Raw genomic sequence first — 16,427 nt, forward strand, 5'->3', positions numbered from 1 at the left:
CGTTTCCTCTGCGCCTCTGCGCCTCTGCGGTGAGATTTTAGACATGGCTGACTATCGCAAGACCCTCAACATGCCCGACACGCCCTTCCCGATGCGCGGCGATCTCGCCAAGCGCGAGCCGGGATGGATCGCCGCGTGGCAGCAGCAGCGGCTCTACTGGAAAATCCGCGACGCGGCCAAGGGGCGTCCGCGCTTCGTGCTGCACGACGGCCCGCCTTATGCCAACGGCGACATCCACATCGGCCATGCGGTGAACAAGATCCTCAAGGACATCATCGTCCGTTCCAAGACCCTGGCCGGCTTCGACGCGCCCTACGTGCCGGGCTGGGACTGCCATGGCCTGCCGATCGAGCACCAGATCGAAAAGACCCACGGCAAGCACCTGCCGGCCGACCAGGCGCGCGAGCTGTGCCGCAGTTTTGCCGCAGAGCAGGTGGAGCGGCAGAAGAAGGATTTCATTCGCCTCGGCGTGCTCGGCGACTGGGACAATCCCTACCTGACCATGGCCTTCCGCAATGAAGCGGACGAGATTCGCGCGGTCGGCGACCTGTACAAGACCGGCTACCTGTTCAAGGGCCTGAAGCCGGTGAATTGGTGCTTCGATTGCGGCTCGGCATTGGCCGAAGCCGAGGTCGAATACCAGGACAAGAAGTCGCCGGCGATCGACGTCGGTTTCAAGCTCGACGCCGCCGAACGCGGCCGCGTCGCCCATGCCTTCGGTATCGCCGCGCTGCCTGACGGGGATTGTTGGACGGTGATCTGGACCACCACGCCATGGACCATCCCGTCCAACCAGGCGCTCAACATGCACCCGGAATTCACCTACGAACTGGTGAAGACGGCGCGCGGCTGCCTGATCCTCGCCGCCGAGTTGCGCGGCGCCGCACTGCAGCGCTTCGGCCTCGAAGGCGAGGTGCTCGGCGCCTGCCAGGGCGCGGCGCTGGCCCAGGTGGTGTTCCGCCACCCCTTCTACGACCGCGCCTCGCCGGTATACCTGGGCGACTACGTCACGCTCGACACCGGCACCGGCATCGTCCATAGCGCGCCGGCCTATGGCCTGGAGGACTACGATTCCTGCAAGAAGCACGGCATGCAGAACGACGAGATCCTGACCCCGGTGCAAGGCGACGGCGTGTTCGCCGCCAGCCTGCCCTTCTTCGGCGGCATGTTCGTCTGGAAGGCCAACGCGGCCATCATCGAAAAGCTGGCCGAGGTCGGCAGCCTGTTCGGCAGCGCGGAGATCACCCACAGCTACATGCACTGCTGGCGGCACAAGACGCCGATTATTTATCGAGCGACCACCCAGTGGTTTGTGGGAATGAATCGCATCCCGGCGGAAGGCGGCGGCACGCTGCGCGATAAGGCGCTGGCGGCTGTCGAAGCCACTACCTTCTATCCCGACTGGGGCAAGGCACGGCTGCACGCGATGATCGCCAACCGGCCCGACTGGTGCGTCTCGCGCCAGCGCAACTGGGGTGTGCCGATCCCCTTCTTCCTGCACAAGGAAACGGGCGAGCCGCACCCGCGCACGCTGGAGCTGCTCGAAGCCGTCGCGCGGAAGATCGAGCAGGAGGGCATTGACGCCTGGTTCAAGCTCGATGCCGCCGAACTGCTCGGCGCCGATGCCGCGAACTACGACAAGATGAAGGACACGCTCGACGTCTGGTTCGATTCCGGCACCACGCACCGCACCGTGCTGCGCGGCTCGCACGCGGCGGAGTCGACCTACCCGGCCGATCTCTACCTCGAAGGCTCGGACCAGCATCGCGGCTGGTTCCATTCCAGCCTGCTCACCGGTGCCGCCATCGACGGCCGCGCGCCCTACAAGGCGCTGCTGACCCACGGCTTCGTGGTCGACGGCAAGGGCATGAAGATGTCCAAGTCGAAGGGCAACGTCGTCGCGCCGCAGAAAATCTCCGACACGCTGGGCGCCGAAATCCTGCGTCTCTGGGTGGCCAGCACCGACTACTCGGGCGAACTGTCGATCGACGAGAAGACCATCCTGCCGCGCGTGGTCGAGGTCTATCGCCGGCTGCGCAACACGCTGCGCTTCCTGCTCGCCAACACCGCGGACTTCGACGCGAAGAATCAAATGCTGCCGCCCGCCGAATGGCTCGAAGTGGATCGCTACGCGCTGGCGCTGACGCGCCGCCTGCAGACGCAATGCGCTGCCGACTACGAGCGCTTCGAGTTCCACAAGGTGGTACAGGCACTGATGAACTTCTGCTCCGAGGATCTCGGTGCCTTCTACCTCGACATCCTCAAGGACCGGCTGTACACCGCGGCGGAGAATTCCCGCGCGCGCCGTTCGGCGCAAAGCGCGCTGTGGCACATCCTGCAAACCGTGACGCGGCTGATGGCGCCGGTGCTGTCCTTCACCGCCGAGGAAATCTGGACCACGCTGAAGCAGGGCGACAGCGTCATGCTGGCGACGTGGCACGAGCTGCCCGCTCAAGCTGAAGAGTCGGCGCTGGCGACACGGTGGCAAACCCTGCGCAGCGTTCGCGCCGAGGTTTCACGGGTGCTGGAAGACGTGCGCAGCACCGGCGGCATCGGTTCCTCGCTGCAGGCCGAGGTGAGTTTGCGCGTCGACGCCGAAACCCATGAGCTGCTGGCTTCGCTGGGAGAGGACCTCAAGTTCGTTCTCATTTGCTCGAAAGTGGACCTGCAAAAAGTCGGCGCCGGCGACACGGTGATCGAAGCCGTTCCCAGCCCCCACGCCAAGTGCGGCCGCTGCTGGCACTGGCGCGAGGATGTCGGTAGCAACGCCGAGCACCCCGAACTCTGCGGACGCTGCGTGAGCAATCTCCACGGCGCCGGCGAGGCGCGCGAGTTTGCCTAAGTCGGCGTCGTCCCTCGCGCGCTGGCTGGCACTGGCGCTGCTGGTACTGGTGCTCGACCAGGTCAGCAAGGCCTGGGTGCTGGCGAACTTCCGGCTGATGGACCGGCAGGTCGTGACCTCCTTCTTCAACCTCGTCCTGGTCTTCAATCCAGGCGCCTCGTTCAGCTTCCTGGCCGACGCCGGTGGCTGGCAGAAATGGTTTTTCGTTACGCTTGCGCTCGGCATTTCGGCGTGGCTGCTGGTCATGCTGCGCAAGCACGCCGGGGAGCGCCTGCTGTCGGCGGCGCTGGCGCTGATTTTGGGCGGCGCGCTGGGCAATGTGATCGACCGCCTGCGCTTCGACGCCGTGGTCGATTTTCTCGATTTCCATCTGGCGGGCTATCATTGGCCGGCCTTCAACGTCGCCGACTCCTCGATATTCGTCGGCGTCGCGCTGATGCTGCTGCACCAGTTTCTCCAGCCCAAGGAAGCTCCATGAGTGACACCGTCCAGCCCGACAGCTACATCGCCCTGCACTATCGCGTCGCCAACGGCGACGATGTCGAACTGGTCAGCACCTTCGGCGGTGGTCCGGCCACGATGCTGCTCGGCACCGGCGAACTGGCGCCGCCGCTGGAACAATGCCTGATCGGCATCACCCCCGGCGAACGCCATGTGTTCCTGCTCGAACCCGGCCAGGCCTTCGGCGCACACAATCCCGGTCTCGTGCAGCGCATCGGGCGCGCCGATCTGCCCCCCAACATCACGCCCGAACTGCATGGCATGATCGAGTTTTCCTCGCCGGCCGGCGACAAGTTCACCGGCGTGGTGCGCGAACTGGACAGCGAGACGGTGCTGGTCGATTTCAACCATCCGCTGGCCGGAAAATCGATCCGCTTCGAAGTCGAAGTGCTGGGGATCATGTGATGAACATCCTGCTCGCCAACCCAAGAGGTTTCTGCGCCGGCGTCGAGCGCGCGATCGCCATCGTCGAGCGCGCGCTGGAAAAATTCGGCGCGCCGATCTACGTGCGGCACGAGGTGGTGCACAACCGCTACGTGGTCGACGGCCTCAAGGCCAAGGGTGCGGTGTTCGTCGAAGAGCTTTCCGAAGTGCCCGACGGCGCGACGGTGATTTTCAGCGCCCACGGCGTGCCGCTGTCGGTACGGATCGAAGCCGACAAGCGTGGCCTCAAGGTATTCGACGCCACCTGCCCGCTGGTGACCAAGGTGCATCTCGAAGTCTCGCGCCTGCACAAGCAGGGCTACGAGATCGTCATGATCGGGCACAAGGGCCACCCCGAAGTCGAAGGCACCATGGGCCAGGCCACCGGCCGCATGTATCTGGTGGAAAACGTCGAGGATGTGGTTCAGCTAAAGCCGACAGTCGGCGCTGACGGTACGGTGGCGCTGGCCTACGTGACGCAGACCACGCTCTCGGTGGACGACGCACAGGCCATCGTCGCGGCGCTGCGCGCGCGCTTTCCGCACATCGTCGGGCCGAAGAAGGACGACATCTGCTACGCCACGCAAAATCGCCAGGACGCCGTCAAGGCGATGGCCGGCAAGGTCGACGTGGTGATCGTGGTCGGCTCGAAGAACAGTTCGAATTCCAACCGTCTGCGCGAAGTCGCGGCGATCGGCGGCATCCCGGCCTACCTGGTGGATGGCGCCGATCAGATCGACGCCGGGTGGCTGCAAGGCGATGCGCGGGTGGGCGTCACCGCTGGCGCGTCGGCGCCCGAGGTGCTGGTCAATGGCGTCGTGGAACGACTCAAGGAATTCGGCGCCGGTAGCATCGAAACCCTGGACGGCGCGGCGGAGAACATCAATTTCGCCTTGCCGAGGGAATTGCTGGGCAAGTAGGGCGCGGGGCGCCTGCCGCCGTTTGTCGGAATTTCCTGAACCCACCGGCGTGCTGCCTCCTCCGCGGACTGGCGACGGACTACAATTGAATGGTGTGCACTCCGGTTCGAGTTTCAAACAACTCACTCCCCGACACCAAATCAGATTGGTCATGACTATCCCGCATAAGCAGATTCAGCGCGGCTTCACCATCATAGAACTGGTCGTGGTTATCGTGATTCTCGGCATCATGGCGGTGGTAGTACTGCCGCGGATGGATTCGCTGGGAGGCTTTGAAGCGGCAGGATTTCGCGACCAGACTGTTGCGATTCTGCGCTTCGCTCAGAAGTCGGCTCTGGCGCAACGGCGGGCGGTATGCGTTTCAGTGGGAGCGACAGGCGTGACTCTCACCATCGATACCACGACACCGCCGAATGATTCCTGCGATGCCGCTTTGGTTCCGCCCTTCACGCCGCGAGCAGGCAGCGGGCTGGCGGGAAGTGGTTTCAGCTTTCTGCGCATGGGCCAGACCAATCAGGGCAGTGACATTACCCTCACCATTGCAGGAGCCGATCCCGTCAGGATCGATGCGGTGACCGGCTATGTACGCTAGCCGGTTCGGGCGTAAATTGCACCGAGGATTCACCCTGATCGAGCTGATCGTGTTCATCGTCATCGTCAGTGTCGGATTGGCCGGTATATTGATGTCGCTGAATGTGTCGGTGAGGAGTAGTGCCGATCCGCTGCAGCCAAAGCAGGCTCTGGCGATTGCCGAAGCGATGCTGGAGGAGGTTCTTCTGAAACCCTATGTTCCGGTGAGCGGTTACGTCGCATCCTGTCCGACAACCTGCGATCGCCCTCAATTCGACGATATAGACGACTATGCAAATTATGGCCCCGTGACCGCGACGTCGATTGACGGTTTGATAACTCTGGCGGGTTACACCGTGCAGGTGCGAGTTCCCGTTGCAACGGTCGCTATTGGTACCGTTCCAATGAAGCAGATCACGGTTACGGTGGTCCCGCCGAGCGGCGCCGGACATGCCATCTCGCTGACCGGCTATCGGGCGGACTACTGATGACAAGGCAGGGTGGCTTCACGCTGGTCGAGATGGTCATGGCCATCGTCATCACCGGGATTGTCGCCGGGATTGTCGCGGTATTCATTGCCAAACCGGTTGAGGGCTACGTTTCCACTGCGCGCCGGGCCGGCATGACCGATGTTGCCGACCTTGCCTTGAAGCGCATGGCGCTGGACATTCGCACCGCGGTGCCCAACACCGTGCGCATAGCCGGTGCGGGAAGATTTCTGGAGTTCATCCCCGCTCGCACGGGAGGGCGCTATTGCACCGATAGCGACAGCGGCTGCAATCCGCTCGATTTTGCCACCGCCGATCTCAGCTTTGACGTTCTGGGCGAGGCGCACGACGCCGCGGAAAACGAGTTTCTTGTGATTTACAACACCGGCCAGACCGGCCTCAACGCCTATCTCGCCACGGACAACAGACGAACCATCGCAGCGGGAACCACCACCACCGCGATCACTTTCGCGGGCACGTCGTTTCCATTCGCCTCGCCCTCCAGTCGCTTCCAAGTGGTGCCGGTGACAGGCCCGGTTACCTACGCATGCGAGGGCGTCGGCGGCGCGGCGACGGGTACCGGAAGCCTGCGACGCTATACCGGCTACGGATTCAACGGCACGCAGCCTACAACGGGCTTGGGAACCGGGGCGCTGCTGGCTGACAATCTGACCGGCTGTATCTTCACCTATGGCGCGGTATCGGCAACCAACGGCATGGTCAGCTTGCAACTTACAGTCACTCGTGAAAACGAGTCGATATCCCTTTTCCATCAGATCCATGTCGACAACGCGCCCTGATCGCCGCTCCGGCGGCTTCGCCATTGTCTCGGCCATTTTCATTCTGGTCGTGCTGGCCGGGCTGGCGGCGTTCGTGGTTTCCGTGACCTCGACGCAGCATGTGACCTTCGCCCAGGATGTACAAAGTGCGCGCGCCTATCAGGCGGCGCGTGCCGGCACGGAATGGGGAATCCAACGCTGGCTGGCGGCGACGCCGTCCGTGACATGTTCGGGCGCCACCCTGAGCTTTGCCGATCCCGATCTGTCCGGCTTCCAGACCGTGGTGACGGCCAGCACGACGACGGGGGGCGGGGTCAATTTTTGCGTCATCACCGCCACGGCGACGCCCACGGGCGCCAGCCCCGGCGCTCTCGGCTACGTCGAGCGCCAACTCAGAGTCGTGGTCGAGGGCAATCCCTGACGTTTGCCGTACCGCCAGCGCCGACTTTTCCCGCCGTCTGCTTAGCGGGTTTCCCTGCGGTAGATGATTCGCTTTGAGTTGCCGCCCTGGCTGTAGATGCCGAAGCTGGCGCGTGCCGAGGGCGTGGTCACCGCGTTGAACTGCAGGTAGGCGGGAATCGGGCCGAAGGGGACATCGGTGAAGCCCTTGGCGGAAGGTGCCGTCAGGCAGAGGCCAAGGTTTCCGTTGGCAACCGGGTTTGCCGAATTGCAGGCGAATCCGCTGGCTGCGGTGCAGGTGCTGGTCAGCACTCCGCAACGCGGCGTGGTGCTGCCCGACGGGGTTAGCGTCAGGGCCGCCGACGGTCCGACCAGGGCGGCAAAGGTCGTGCAGTTGTCGGTCGCACTGGGAAGCCATTTGCTTCCGTCATAGTATTCGAGCAGCGCCGGCATGTTCAGCGACAGTTGTTCGGCGCCGAAGGCGTTGGACAGGCGCAGGCGGCCGAAGCGTGCGCTGACGGGTGCCCCCACCTTCACGGCGGTGCAGGGCGGCGTAGTCGTGCAGTCGCTGCTGGTGGCGGCATCCATGTCCAGCCCGCCAAGCACCGGGCCGTCGGGATCGGTGAGCGCGATGCCGAGTTGCAGGCTGTCATAGGGGCCATCCGGCGTGGTTGCTGCCACACGGTTGAAGGTGGCGGTGCTCGAATTCACCGTGTAGCTGCCTTTGTTCCAGGTGCTGCTGGCGTTGACCAGGCGTGCGGTGAGATTGGTGCCACTGTTGGCATTTTCGGCTTGCCACGCGACTGTCGCCGGTGCATAGCCCCCTCCCGAAGGATGATAGTTCTCGGTGGTACCGCCGGCAAAATTCTGCGCCAGCAGGGTTGCCGCCAAGGCGAACGGCTGGCCCATGTAGCTCAGCACTGCGCCGCTGGCTGTACAGGCTGGCATCCGCGAGCCGCTCGACAGCGAAAAGTGGTCCGGCACGAAGCGCCCGACATCCACCGTGCCGGATGTAATGTAGCGCTCGCTGTTGGTGGAATCCAATGCGTCGACGGCCGCAAACGTGGTGTCGATAAGTTGCATTTTGAAGGCGCCGACCTCGGCGTAGCTTGCTGTCGTCGAGGTGACTATGCCATCGCCGGCGGTGCCATCTTCGAAAGTACCGCCGTTCAGGGTGCAGGCCGTGCCATTGAGGCAGGTACTGGGGATGATGTGCGATGCGATGCTTGCGGTCGGCGAGCCGGCGTAGTTGGTGGCAATTGCCGGGGTGCCGGCGCCGTTCCAGGCGGTGGCGGTGATGGTGAACGGTCTTCCGGCCTTGTGCTTTGTTCCGCCGGGGGTCGAGACATTATTCAGCGTGCGGGTGGTGCCGGCCGTTTCCCAGTCGCCGTCGGTTACCGTGAAGCTAAGCGAGTTGGGCCGGATGGCGTACTTGTCCGTGGAGCACTTGACGACGGTGGGTGAGGTCGTCGGATAACTGATGCGGACGCTGACGTCCATATAGGCGTTTGCCACGGCGCTGAAGGTGAGGCTGGCGCGACCGGTGGCCAGCGCCACCGGCGACATGGTGGCGAGCACCGTCGGGGTGGTAAGGCAATTGAGGGTGGGAACCACCTCTACCTTAACGTTGCCGGTGAAAGTTGTCATGATTTGCGGTGTCGGGGAGCTGTTCAGTGCGACCACGCACAACGGATAGGTGGTTCCGGCGATTTTGGTCTTGATCGGCCCGGAATTGGTGGCTACCGGCAGCGTTGCGCAGGTGGTTGGCGATACGGGCGGCTCGAAGGCGTTGAAGCCGCCGGGAGTAATGCAGCTATGCAACACCTGAGCCGGCGTGGTCGAGGTCAGCGTGTAATCGGTGGGGCAGGTCGAGGTCAGTACCACCGTGCCGGTCAGGGTGTTCACTACGACATTGGTTGCCAGCGTGATGTTTGGATTCGTCGCATTGGTCACATCCAGGGTGCGCAGAGTGACCGGACTGGTTCCGCTGATCGTCTGCGCGGCGGTGCCGTTCAGCGTCACCGTCGAGGTGCCCGGCGTGAGCGTGCCGTTGCTGGTGAAGTTGCCGCCGACGATGACATTCCCTGAACCTAATGTCATGGTTTCGCCCGCCGCGTTGTTCAAGTGACCGACGATGGACAACGTGCCGGACGAAATGGTGGTGGTTGCCAGGATGGCGCCGTTGCTGTTGTTCAGCGCGGCACCTCCATTGGTGATGGTCAGGATGCCGGCGCCGATGCTCAGGGTGTCGCCGTTGTTGATGCCCCCGGTACCGGTGAGTGTGACCCGGCTTCCCGTGCCGAGCGATACCGTGGAAGACCCTGCGACTGTCGACGCAATGTTCAACGTGCCGCCGATATTGATGCCGTTGCCGAGAGCGGTGGCGCCGGTGACGGTCAGCAAGGCATCGCGGTTGGCGTTGCTGCCGCCGGTCAGGTCGACGTTCCCGGTTACGGTGATGCGTCCGGTGGTGACGCTGACGGTGGCGTCCCCGGTATTGGCGGTCGCCGCAGCCGCCGTCACGCTCAAAGTGCCGCCGACGGTGATGACGCCGGTGGTGAGCGTCATTTGCTTGAGCCCGTTGGTGCCGGAATCCACCACGGCATTGCCGGCGATGGCCAGCGTTCCCGAGGTCACGCTGGTGGTCGCGGCAAGTCCGGTCGTGTTGGTGGTGGTCAGCGTGGCGGCGGCGTTGGTGACACTGACAAGGCCGATACCGACCGTCAGGGTATCGCCATTGTTTATCCCGCCCGCGCCGCTGACCGTGATGCGGCCGGTGGCGTTGGTGGACGACACCGTCGCCGATCCGGCGATAGTCGGCGCAACGATATTCAGCGTGCCGCCGATGTTGATTCCCTGACCGGCGGCGCCCGCGCCGGTGACGGTCAGCAGGGCGTCGCGGTTGGCTGTCGTGCCTCCGGTCACGGTGGTGTTGCCGGCCACGGTGAGGCGTCCGGTGGTGACGCTGACGGTGGCATCGCCGGCATCGGCGGTCGCCGCTGCCGCGGTCACGCTCAGAGTGCCGCCGACGGTGATGACACCGGTGGTGAGCGACATAGTCTTGAGTCCGGTCGTGCCGGAATCCACCACGGCGTTGCCGGCGATGGCCAGCGTTCCGGAGGTCACCCGGGTGGTCACGGCGATTCCGGTTGCAAGAGTATGGGTTGTAGTCAGCGTGGCGGCAGGATTTGTGACATTGAATGTCCCGGCATCAACGTACAGGGCATCCCCGTTGGCAACGCCTGCGGCCCCGGCCACGTTGATTCTTCCGGCCGCGTTGGTAATGGAAACCGTGGACGAGGTGGCCACGGTGGCATTGATGGTCAGTCCGCCGTTGATGGTGACGAGTCCTGTGCTGACCGTGAGCAGTGCATCCCGGGCCGCGGCGGAACCGCCGGTAAGTGTCACGTTGCCGCCGACAGTGAGCGTGCCGGCGCCGACGTTGATCTGTTTGGTTACCGCACCGGTCGGAATGCTGATGGTGACGTTGTTGGTGACGTTGAGGCTGGAGGTGGCAGCGGCAAACGTCAGCCCTGTAGCGTTGGCACCGGTATCGATCGTGACCGAGTTGGCTGTCCGGGCGGCGCCGGACTCAACGGCGATGGAGATGCCGTTGCAAATCGTGACGTCATCGCCCGCGGTCGGGAACGTGGTCGCGCCGGCGGCGGCGCAACTCGTCGAACTCCAGTTGCCATTGACTCCCCAGTTGCCGCTCGTCCTCGCATATTTGGCTGCGGCCATTGCGTCCCCGCTCCATGTTCCCAGGGCGGACAGCGACAGCGCTAAAACGACAATTCTGGCGAATCCGTTGAGGAGTCGTACCGATGTCGGTGATGGCTGGCGGGGGGCCGCTTTACTATGGCGCAAGGCAAATAATTTCAACGCACGATTCGTCCACTGTTGGCGGATGCAATAGTCGGTGCTGGCGATACGGCGATTTGCGGGCGGGGCGGCAATGTGTTCATTGGCGCAGTCTATCAAGTGCCCGCAAAATGGGGCAAGGCAATCCGTCGGCAGACGGGCGGCAGCCGCGTTGCCATGCAACGCGGCCAGCAGGTATAATCTGCCGCCTTTCAGGACGCTGTTGTAGCTCAGTTGGTAGAGCAACTGATTCGTAATCAGTAGGTCGCCAGTTCGATTCCGGCCAACAGCACCAAATCTCTGGGCCTGCCTCCTTTCCGGTCGGCAGGCCCAGTTTCTTTTTTATGTCCCCGGCCTTCTGGTCAGGGACGGTATCCAGACGGACGGGGTGCGCTCATGCAGATCAAGGACAGTGTTTTCATCGTCACCGGCGGGGCTTCCGGCCTCGGCGCGGGTACCGCGCGGATGTTGGTGGCGCAGGGCGGCAAGGTGGTCATGGCCGACCTCAACGAGGCCGCCGGCAAGGCGCTGGAGGCCGAGCTGGGCGGCAATGCGCGCTTCGTCGCCACCAACGTCGCCGACGAGGCCAGCGCCAGGGCCTGTGTGGCGGCGGCACAGGCGGCCTTTGGCGGCCTGCACGGGCTGGTCAATTGCGCCGGCATCGCCACGGCGGAAAAGGTGCTGGGCAAGAACGGCCCGCACGCGCTGGATACGTTTGCGAAGACCATCACGGTGAATCTGGTCGGTTCGTTCAACATGATCCGCCTGGCGTCCGAAGTCATGAGCCAGGGCGCGCCGAACGCGGCCGGCGAACGCGGCGTGATCGTCAGCACCGCGTCGGTGGCGGCCTACGACGGCCAGATCGGGCAGGCGGCCTATGCGGCGTCGAAGGGCGGCGTGGTCGGCATGACCCTGCCGATCGCCCGGGAACTGGCGCGCTTCGGCATTCGCGTGATGACCATTGCCCCGGGAATCTTCGAGACGCCGATGCTGCTGGGCATGCCGCAGGAAGTGCAGGACGCGCTGGGCAAGATGGTGCCCTTCCCCTCGCGCCTGGGCAAGCCGGCCGAGTACGCGGCGCTGGTGCGGCATATCGTCGAGAACGAAATGCTCAATGGCGAGGTGATTCGCCTCGACGGCGCGTTCGGATGGCTCCGAAGTAAGCCCGGTTGTGACCATTCCGGCCTGAGCATGGCCGACTGTTACCACTGCGGCCTGCCGATTCCGGCGGACGCGGATTTCCCGGTCGAGATCGAGCGGGTCCGCCGCGAGATGTGCTGCGCCGGCTGCCAGGCGGTGGCGCAGGCCATCGTCGACAACGGCCTCGCCGATTACTACCGCCATCGCGATGCGATGCCGGAGTCCCCGCGCGAGGCCTTGCCGCAGGCCCTGGCCGAGTTCGGCCTGTTCGATCATCCCGATGTGCAGAAGAACTTCGTGCGGCGGGTCGAGGGACCGGCGGGTGAGCACGAGCAGGAAGCCGCGCTGATCCTCGAAGGCATCACCTGCGCCGCTTGCGTCTGGCTCAACGAGTCGCATGTGCGCCGCCAGCCCGGCGTGACCTCCATTGACATCAACTACACGACGCGACGCGCGCGGGTGCGCTGGGACGAGCGCGTCACCAGGCTGTCGGCCATCCTCGAAGCCATCGCCGCGATCGGCTACCGCGCCCATCCCTACGACGTCGGGCGTTCCGAGGAACTGGCGCAGAAAGAACGCAAGGCCGCGCTGTGGCGGCTGTTCGTCGCCGGCTTCGGCATGATGCAGGTGATGATGTACGCCGTGCCGGTGTACCTCGCCGATGGCGACATGACGCCCGACATCGAGCAGCTGATGCGCTGGGCCAGCCTGATCCTGACCGTGCCCGTGATCGGCTATTCGGCGGCACCATTTTTCGTCAGCGCCTGGCGGGACCTGAAGCTCGCGCGCGTCGGCATGGACGTGCCGGTGGCGCTGGGCGTCGGCGCGGCCTTCGCGGCGAGCGTATGGGCCACGCTGATTGCCGCCGGCGAGGTGTATTTCGATTCGGTCACCATGTTCGTCTTCTTCCTGCTCTCCGGCCGCTATCTGGAAATGATGGCACGGCAAAAGGCGGCGCGCAGTGTGGAAACGCTGGCGCGTGCGATTCCGGCGTTCGCCATGCGTCTCGCGGGCTGGCCCGGCAGCACCGAGGGCCAGCATGTCGCGGTGGCCGAGTTGCGCGTTGGCGACGCGGTGCAGATCAAGCCCGGCGAGACGGTGCCGGCCGACGGCTGCGTGCTCGATGGCGAGAGCGCGGCGGACGAATCCCTGCTGACCGGCGAGAGCCGTCCGGTACCGAAAGTGGCGGGCGATGCCCTGATCGGCGGCAGCGTGAATACCGCGAGCCCCCTGGTGATGCGCGTCGAGCGCGTCGGCGAGGCGACCCGCGTGGCCGCCATCCAGCGCCTGATGGAGCGCGCCGCGGCGGAAAAGCCGCGCCTGGTGGAAATGGCCGACCGCGTCGCGGGACGCTTCATCATTGCCCTGCTGGTGCTGGCGGTGGCGACGGCGCTCGCCTGGTGGTGGATCGATGCCTCGCGCGCCCTGTGGGTGTTTGTCGCCGTGCTGGTGGTCAGTTGCCCGTGCGCCTTGTCGCTGGCGACCCCGGCGGCGTTAACGGTGGCGACCGGCGCGCTGGCCGCGCGCGGCGTGCTGGTGACGCGCGGCCATGCGATCGAGGCGCTGGCGCGCGCCGACCGTTTCATTTTCGACAAGACCGGGACGCTGACGCTGGGCCGCATGACGCTGGTCGAGGTGATGCCGGTGCGCGACGATGCAGCACGCGCGCTGGCGCTGGCCGCCGCGCTCGAACGCGGCTCCGAGCATCCCATCGCGCGGGCCTTGGCCGCCGGCGCCGCAGATGCCGGAACGAGTACCGCAATCGGCGTTGACGGCTTGCGCGCCACCACCGGGGCGGGTGTCGAGGGCGCGATCGAGGGCCGGATCTGGCGGCTTGGCCGTCCCGAATTCGCCGCCGCGCTGCATGCCATGCCGGTGCCGCCGGAGGTGCAGTCAACAGTCGGCGCTGGCGACACGGTGATTGCATTGGGCAGCGCGGACGGCTGGCAGGCATTTTTCCGTTTGAGCGACGGCTTGCGTCCGGAGGCCGCTGCGATGGCCGCGAATCTCTCGAAGGCAGGCATCAAGCTGTCGATCTTCAGCGGCGACGCGCCGGCCGCCGCCGGGCATGTCGGCGCGGCACTGGGCATTGCCGATGCGCGCGGCGGATTGTCGCCTGAGGACAAGCATGCTGCGCTGCGCGTGCTGCAAGACGCCGGCGAAACGGTGGCGATGGTCGGCGACGGCGTCAATGACGCGCCGGTGCTGGCCCAGGCCCAGGTGTCGATCGCCATGGGCGGCGGCGCCGATCTGGCAAGGGCCAACGCCGACGTGGTGCTGCTCGGCAACGACCTGCGGGCGTTGCCAGAGGGCCTTGCATTGGCGCGGCGCACGGTGCGCATCGTGAAGCAGAACCTGGCCTGGGCTTTCGCCTACAATTTCCTCGCGATCCCGCTGGCCATGGCCGGCTGGGTGACCCCCTGGATGGCCGGTATCGGCATGTCGGCCAGTTCGCTTCTGGTCGTGCTCAACGCCTTGCGGTTGCAGAGGAAATAGATGGACATCCTTTATTTGCTGATTCCTCTGTCACTGGCGCTGGTCTTCGTGATTGCCGCGCTGTTCTGGTGGTCGTTGAGGAGCGGGCAGTACGAGGACCTCGAAGGTCCCGGCCACCGCATCCTGATGGACGACGACCAGACGGATATTCGCCGGAATCGCAGCGCAATTGACCCAGATCAAGGAGCGGCGGGTGATAAATAACCATACTCCACACGGGTTTTATGGTGATGGCTTCGCGTCGTCACCCAAAGGCTCTCTGTTGGGGTTAGGGGTGCGCGCTGCGCACCCTTTTTTTTTGCCTGTTCGGCAGAGATGCTGATCTATCCCGGTAGTTCCGCAACTGGCGTTCTGCCTCACGGCGGTTGGACAAACCACGCGAATCCACCTATAACCCACACTAATAGTATTGTTATTTTTGTTGAAGTCCGATATATTTTGACCTGCATCAATGAACGCTAATTCATTGCGTGTAATCTCCCCCAAAATTCCCATACTGCACCGCATCAAATGCAGTATTGCCAATGGTTTCTTTTTGTTCAAGTGAGGTGAATCCATCATGCAATCGCAAGCGACTTACAACTACAAAGTCGTGCGCCAGTTCGCTGTGATGACCGTAATCTGGGGCATCGTCGGCATGCTGGTCGGCGTCATCATCGCCGCCCAGCTGGTCTGGCCGGAACTCAACGTACACGAGTGGCTGAGCTATGGGCGCCTGCGTCCGTTGCACACCAACGCCGTGATTTTTGCGTTTGGCGGCTGCGCGCTGTTTGCCACCTCCTACTACGCGGTGCAACGCACCAGCCATGCGCCGCTATTCGCGCCAGGGCTGGCCGCCTTTACCTTCTGGGGCTGGCAACTGATCATCGTGCTCGCCGCGCTGTCGCTGCCGCTGGGCTTCACTTCCGGCAAGGAGTATGCGGAACTCGAGTGGCCGATCGACATCCTGATCACGGTGGTCTGGGTGTCCTATGCCGTGGTGTTCTTTGGCACCATCGTCAAGCGCACCGTGTCGCACATCTACGTGGCGAACTGGTTCTTCGGCGGCTTCATCCTGACGGTGGCCGTGCTGCACCTGGTCAACAGCGCGGCGGTTCCGGTCCTTGCCGCCGGTGTCCTGACGCCCAAGTCCTACTCGGCCTACGCTGGCGTGCAGGATGCAATGATCCAGTGGTGGTATGGCCACAATGCGGTGGGTTTCTTCCTTACCGCCGGCTTCCTCGGCATGATGTACTACTTCGTGCCGAAGCAGGCCGGGCGGCCGGTGTATTCCTATCGCCTCTCGGTGGTGCACTTCTGGGCCCTGATCTTCACCTACATGTGGGCCGGCCCGCACCACCTGCACTACACCGCGCTGCCTGACTGGACGCAGAGTGTCGGCATGATCTTCTCGCTGATCCTGCTGGCGCCGTCGTGGGGCGGCATGATCAACGGCATCATGACGCTGTCGGGCGCCTGGCACAAACTGCGCGACGATCCGATCCTGAAGTTCATGATCACCTCGCTGTCCTTTTACGGCATGTCGACCTTCGAAGGTCCGATGATGTCGATCAAGACGGTCAATGCGCTGTCGCATTACACCGACTGGACCGTGGGCCACGTGCATTCCGGCGCCCTGGGCTGGGTGGCGATGATTTCCATCGGCTCGATCTACTACCTGCTGCCGCGCTTGTTCGGCAAGCCGGAAATGGCCTCGAAGAAGCTGGTCGAGGCGCATTTCTGGATCGCGACGATCGGCATCGTGCTTTACATCGCCTCGATGTGGATTGCCGGCGTGATGCAGGGCCTGATGTGGCGCGCAACCAATCCTGATGGCACGCTGACCTACTCCTTCGTCGAGTCGGTGAAGGCAACCTATCCGTTCTGGACCATACGTCTGCTCGGCGGGCTGATGTTCCTCTCCGGCATGCTGATCATGGCCTGGAACATGTTCCTGACCATGGCGGGCGGCAAGGCGGTCAACGACGCGCCGGTACTCGCACCCGCGGCGGCTCACTAAGCCCCGATT

Annotated in this window: 12 protein-coding genes and 1 tRNA gene; 12 read left to right on the forward strand and 1 reads right to left on the reverse strand. The window is 64.2% G+C overall.

The window, feature by feature from the left end; all coding sequences use genetic code 11:
* Positions 1 to 43: 43 nt before the first annotated feature.
* The 8 genes from ileS to SUTH_RS04140 all read left to right on the forward strand — a co-directional run bounded on the left by ileS (position 44) and on the right by SUTH_RS04140 (position 6,944).
* Positions 44 to 2,842: an isoleucine--tRNA ligase gene (gene ileS, locus SUTH_RS04105; protein ID WP_041097303.1), complete on the forward strand. Its 2,799-nt coding sequence runs from the start codon at positions 44 to 46 to the stop codon at positions 2,840 to 2,842.
* Positions 2,835 to 3,320 carry a signal peptidase II gene (gene lspA / locus SUTH_RS04110; RefSeq protein ID WP_041097305.1) on the forward strand — a complete coding sequence of 162 codons (486 nt, stop codon included), beginning with the start codon at positions 2,835 to 2,837 and terminating at the stop codon, positions 3,318 to 3,320. Before ileS ends, lspA begins: the two co-directional genes overlap by 8 nt.
* A complete protein-coding gene (locus SUTH_RS04115) occupies positions 3,317 to 3,748 on the forward strand; it encodes an FKBP-type peptidyl-prolyl cis-trans isomerase (RefSeq protein ID WP_041097307.1) in 432 nt (143 codons plus the stop codon). The genes lspA and SUTH_RS04115 overlap by 4 nt, the downstream gene beginning before the upstream one ends.
* Complete coding sequence (gene ispH, locus SUTH_RS04120; protein WP_041097309.1) at positions 3,748 to 4,686, forward strand: 4-hydroxy-3-methylbut-2-enyl diphosphate reductase; 939 nt, start codon at positions 3,748 to 3,750, stop codon at positions 4,684 to 4,686. Before SUTH_RS04115 ends, ispH begins: the two co-directional genes overlap by 1 nt.
* A 151-nt stretch (positions 4,687 to 4,837) precedes the next feature.
* A complete protein-coding gene (locus tag SUTH_RS19565) occupies positions 4,838 to 5,278 on the forward strand; it encodes a prepilin-type N-terminal cleavage/methylation domain-containing protein (RefSeq protein ID WP_052473203.1) in 441 nt (146 codons plus the stop codon).
* 49 nt (positions 5,279 to 5,327) lie between these two features.
* Positions 5,328 to 5,744, forward strand: a complete 417-nt coding sequence (locus tag SUTH_RS04130) for a type IV pilus modification PilV family protein (protein ID WP_231851095.1) — start codon at positions 5,328 to 5,330, stop codon at positions 5,742 to 5,744.
* Positions 5,744 to 6,544 (forward strand): type II secretion system protein, encoded by an 801-nt coding sequence (locus SUTH_RS04135; RefSeq protein ID WP_041097313.1) that lies wholly within the window; start codon positions 5,744 to 5,746, stop codon positions 6,542 to 6,544. The genes SUTH_RS04130 and SUTH_RS04135 overlap by 1 nt, the downstream gene beginning before the upstream one ends.
* A complete protein-coding gene (locus SUTH_RS04140; RefSeq protein WP_041097315.1) occupies positions 6,525 to 6,944 on the forward strand; it encodes a hypothetical protein in 420 nt (139 codons plus the stop codon). Before SUTH_RS04135 ends, SUTH_RS04140 begins: the two co-directional genes overlap by 20 nt.
* Before the next feature lie 41 nt (positions 6,945 to 6,985).
* Here SUTH_RS04140 and SUTH_RS04145 read toward each other — a convergent pair whose 3' ends face one another.
* Positions 6,986 to 10,663 (reverse strand): DUF6701 domain-containing protein, encoded by a 3,678-nt coding sequence (locus SUTH_RS04145; RefSeq protein ID WP_041097317.1) that lies wholly within the window; start codon positions 10,661 to 10,663, stop codon positions 6,986 to 6,988.
* 339 nt (positions 10,664 to 11,002) lie between these two features.
* On the opposite strand from SUTH_RS04145, the gene SUTH_RS04150 reads away from it, so the two are divergent.
* The 4 genes from SUTH_RS04150 to ccoN all read left to right on the forward strand — a co-directional run bounded on the left by SUTH_RS04150 (position 11,003) and on the right by ccoN (position 16,418).
* Positions 11,003 to 11,078 (forward strand) — tRNA-Thr (locus tag SUTH_RS04150).
* 101 nt (positions 11,079 to 11,179) lie between these two features.
* The gene (locus SUTH_RS04155) at positions 11,180 to 14,419 is read left to right on the forward strand and encodes a heavy metal translocating P-type ATPase metal-binding domain-containing protein (protein ID WP_084207246.1); all 3,240 of its coding nucleotides are present in this window, start codon (positions 11,180 to 11,182) and stop codon (positions 14,417 to 14,419) included.
* Positions 14,420 to 14,623, forward strand: a complete 204-nt coding sequence (gene ccoS, locus SUTH_RS04160; RefSeq protein ID WP_041097320.1) for a cbb3-type cytochrome oxidase assembly protein CcoS — start codon at positions 14,420 to 14,422, stop codon at positions 14,621 to 14,623.
* 355 nt (positions 14,624 to 14,978) lie between these two features.
* Positions 14,979 to 16,418, forward strand: a complete 1,440-nt coding sequence (gene ccoN, locus SUTH_RS04165; protein WP_041097321.1) for a cytochrome-c oxidase, cbb3-type subunit I — start codon at positions 14,979 to 14,981, stop codon at positions 16,416 to 16,418.
* Positions 16,419 to 16,427: the final 9 nt, after the last annotated feature.

This window comes from Sulfuritalea hydrogenivorans sk43H, from assembly GCF_000828635.1.
GTDB lineage: Bacteria > Pseudomonadota > Gammaproteobacteria > Burkholderiales > Rhodocyclaceae > Sulfuritalea > Sulfuritalea hydrogenivorans.

Coding starts and splice junctions, on each gene's coding strand:
- ileS (WP_041097303.1), top strand. CDS start 44: ATGGCTGACTATCGCAAGACCCTCAACATGCCCGACACGCCCTTCCCG.
- SUTH_RS04115 (WP_041097307.1), top strand. CDS start 3,317: ATGAGTGACACCGTCCAGCCCGACAGCTACATCGCCCTGCACTATCGC.
- ispH (WP_041097309.1), top strand. CDS start 3,748: ATGAACATCCTGCTCGCCAACCCAAGAGGTTTCTGCGCCGGCGTCGAG.
- SUTH_RS19565 (WP_052473203.1), top strand. CDS start 4,838: ATGACTATCCCGCATAAGCAGATTCAGCGCGGCTTCACCATCATAGAA.
- SUTH_RS04135 (WP_041097313.1), top strand. CDS start 5,744: ATGACAAGGCAGGGTGGCTTCACGCTGGTCGAGATGGTCATGGCCATC.
- SUTH_RS04140 (WP_041097315.1), top strand. CDS start 6,525: ATGTCGACAACGCGCCCTGATCGCCGCTCCGGCGGCTTCGCCATTGTC.
- SUTH_RS04145 (WP_041097317.1), bottom strand. CDS start 10,663: ATGGCCGCAGCCAAATATGCGAGGACGAGCGGCAACTGGGGAGTCAAT.
- SUTH_RS04155 (WP_084207246.1), top strand. CDS start 11,180: ATGCAGATCAAGGACAGTGTTTTCATCGTCACCGGCGGGGCTTCCGGC.
- ccoS (WP_041097320.1), top strand. CDS start 14,420: ATGGACATCCTTTATTTGCTGATTCCTCTGTCACTGGCGCTGGTCTTC.
- ccoN (WP_041097321.1), top strand. CDS start 14,979: ATGCAATCGCAAGCGACTTACAACTACAAAGTCGTGCGCCAGTTCGCT.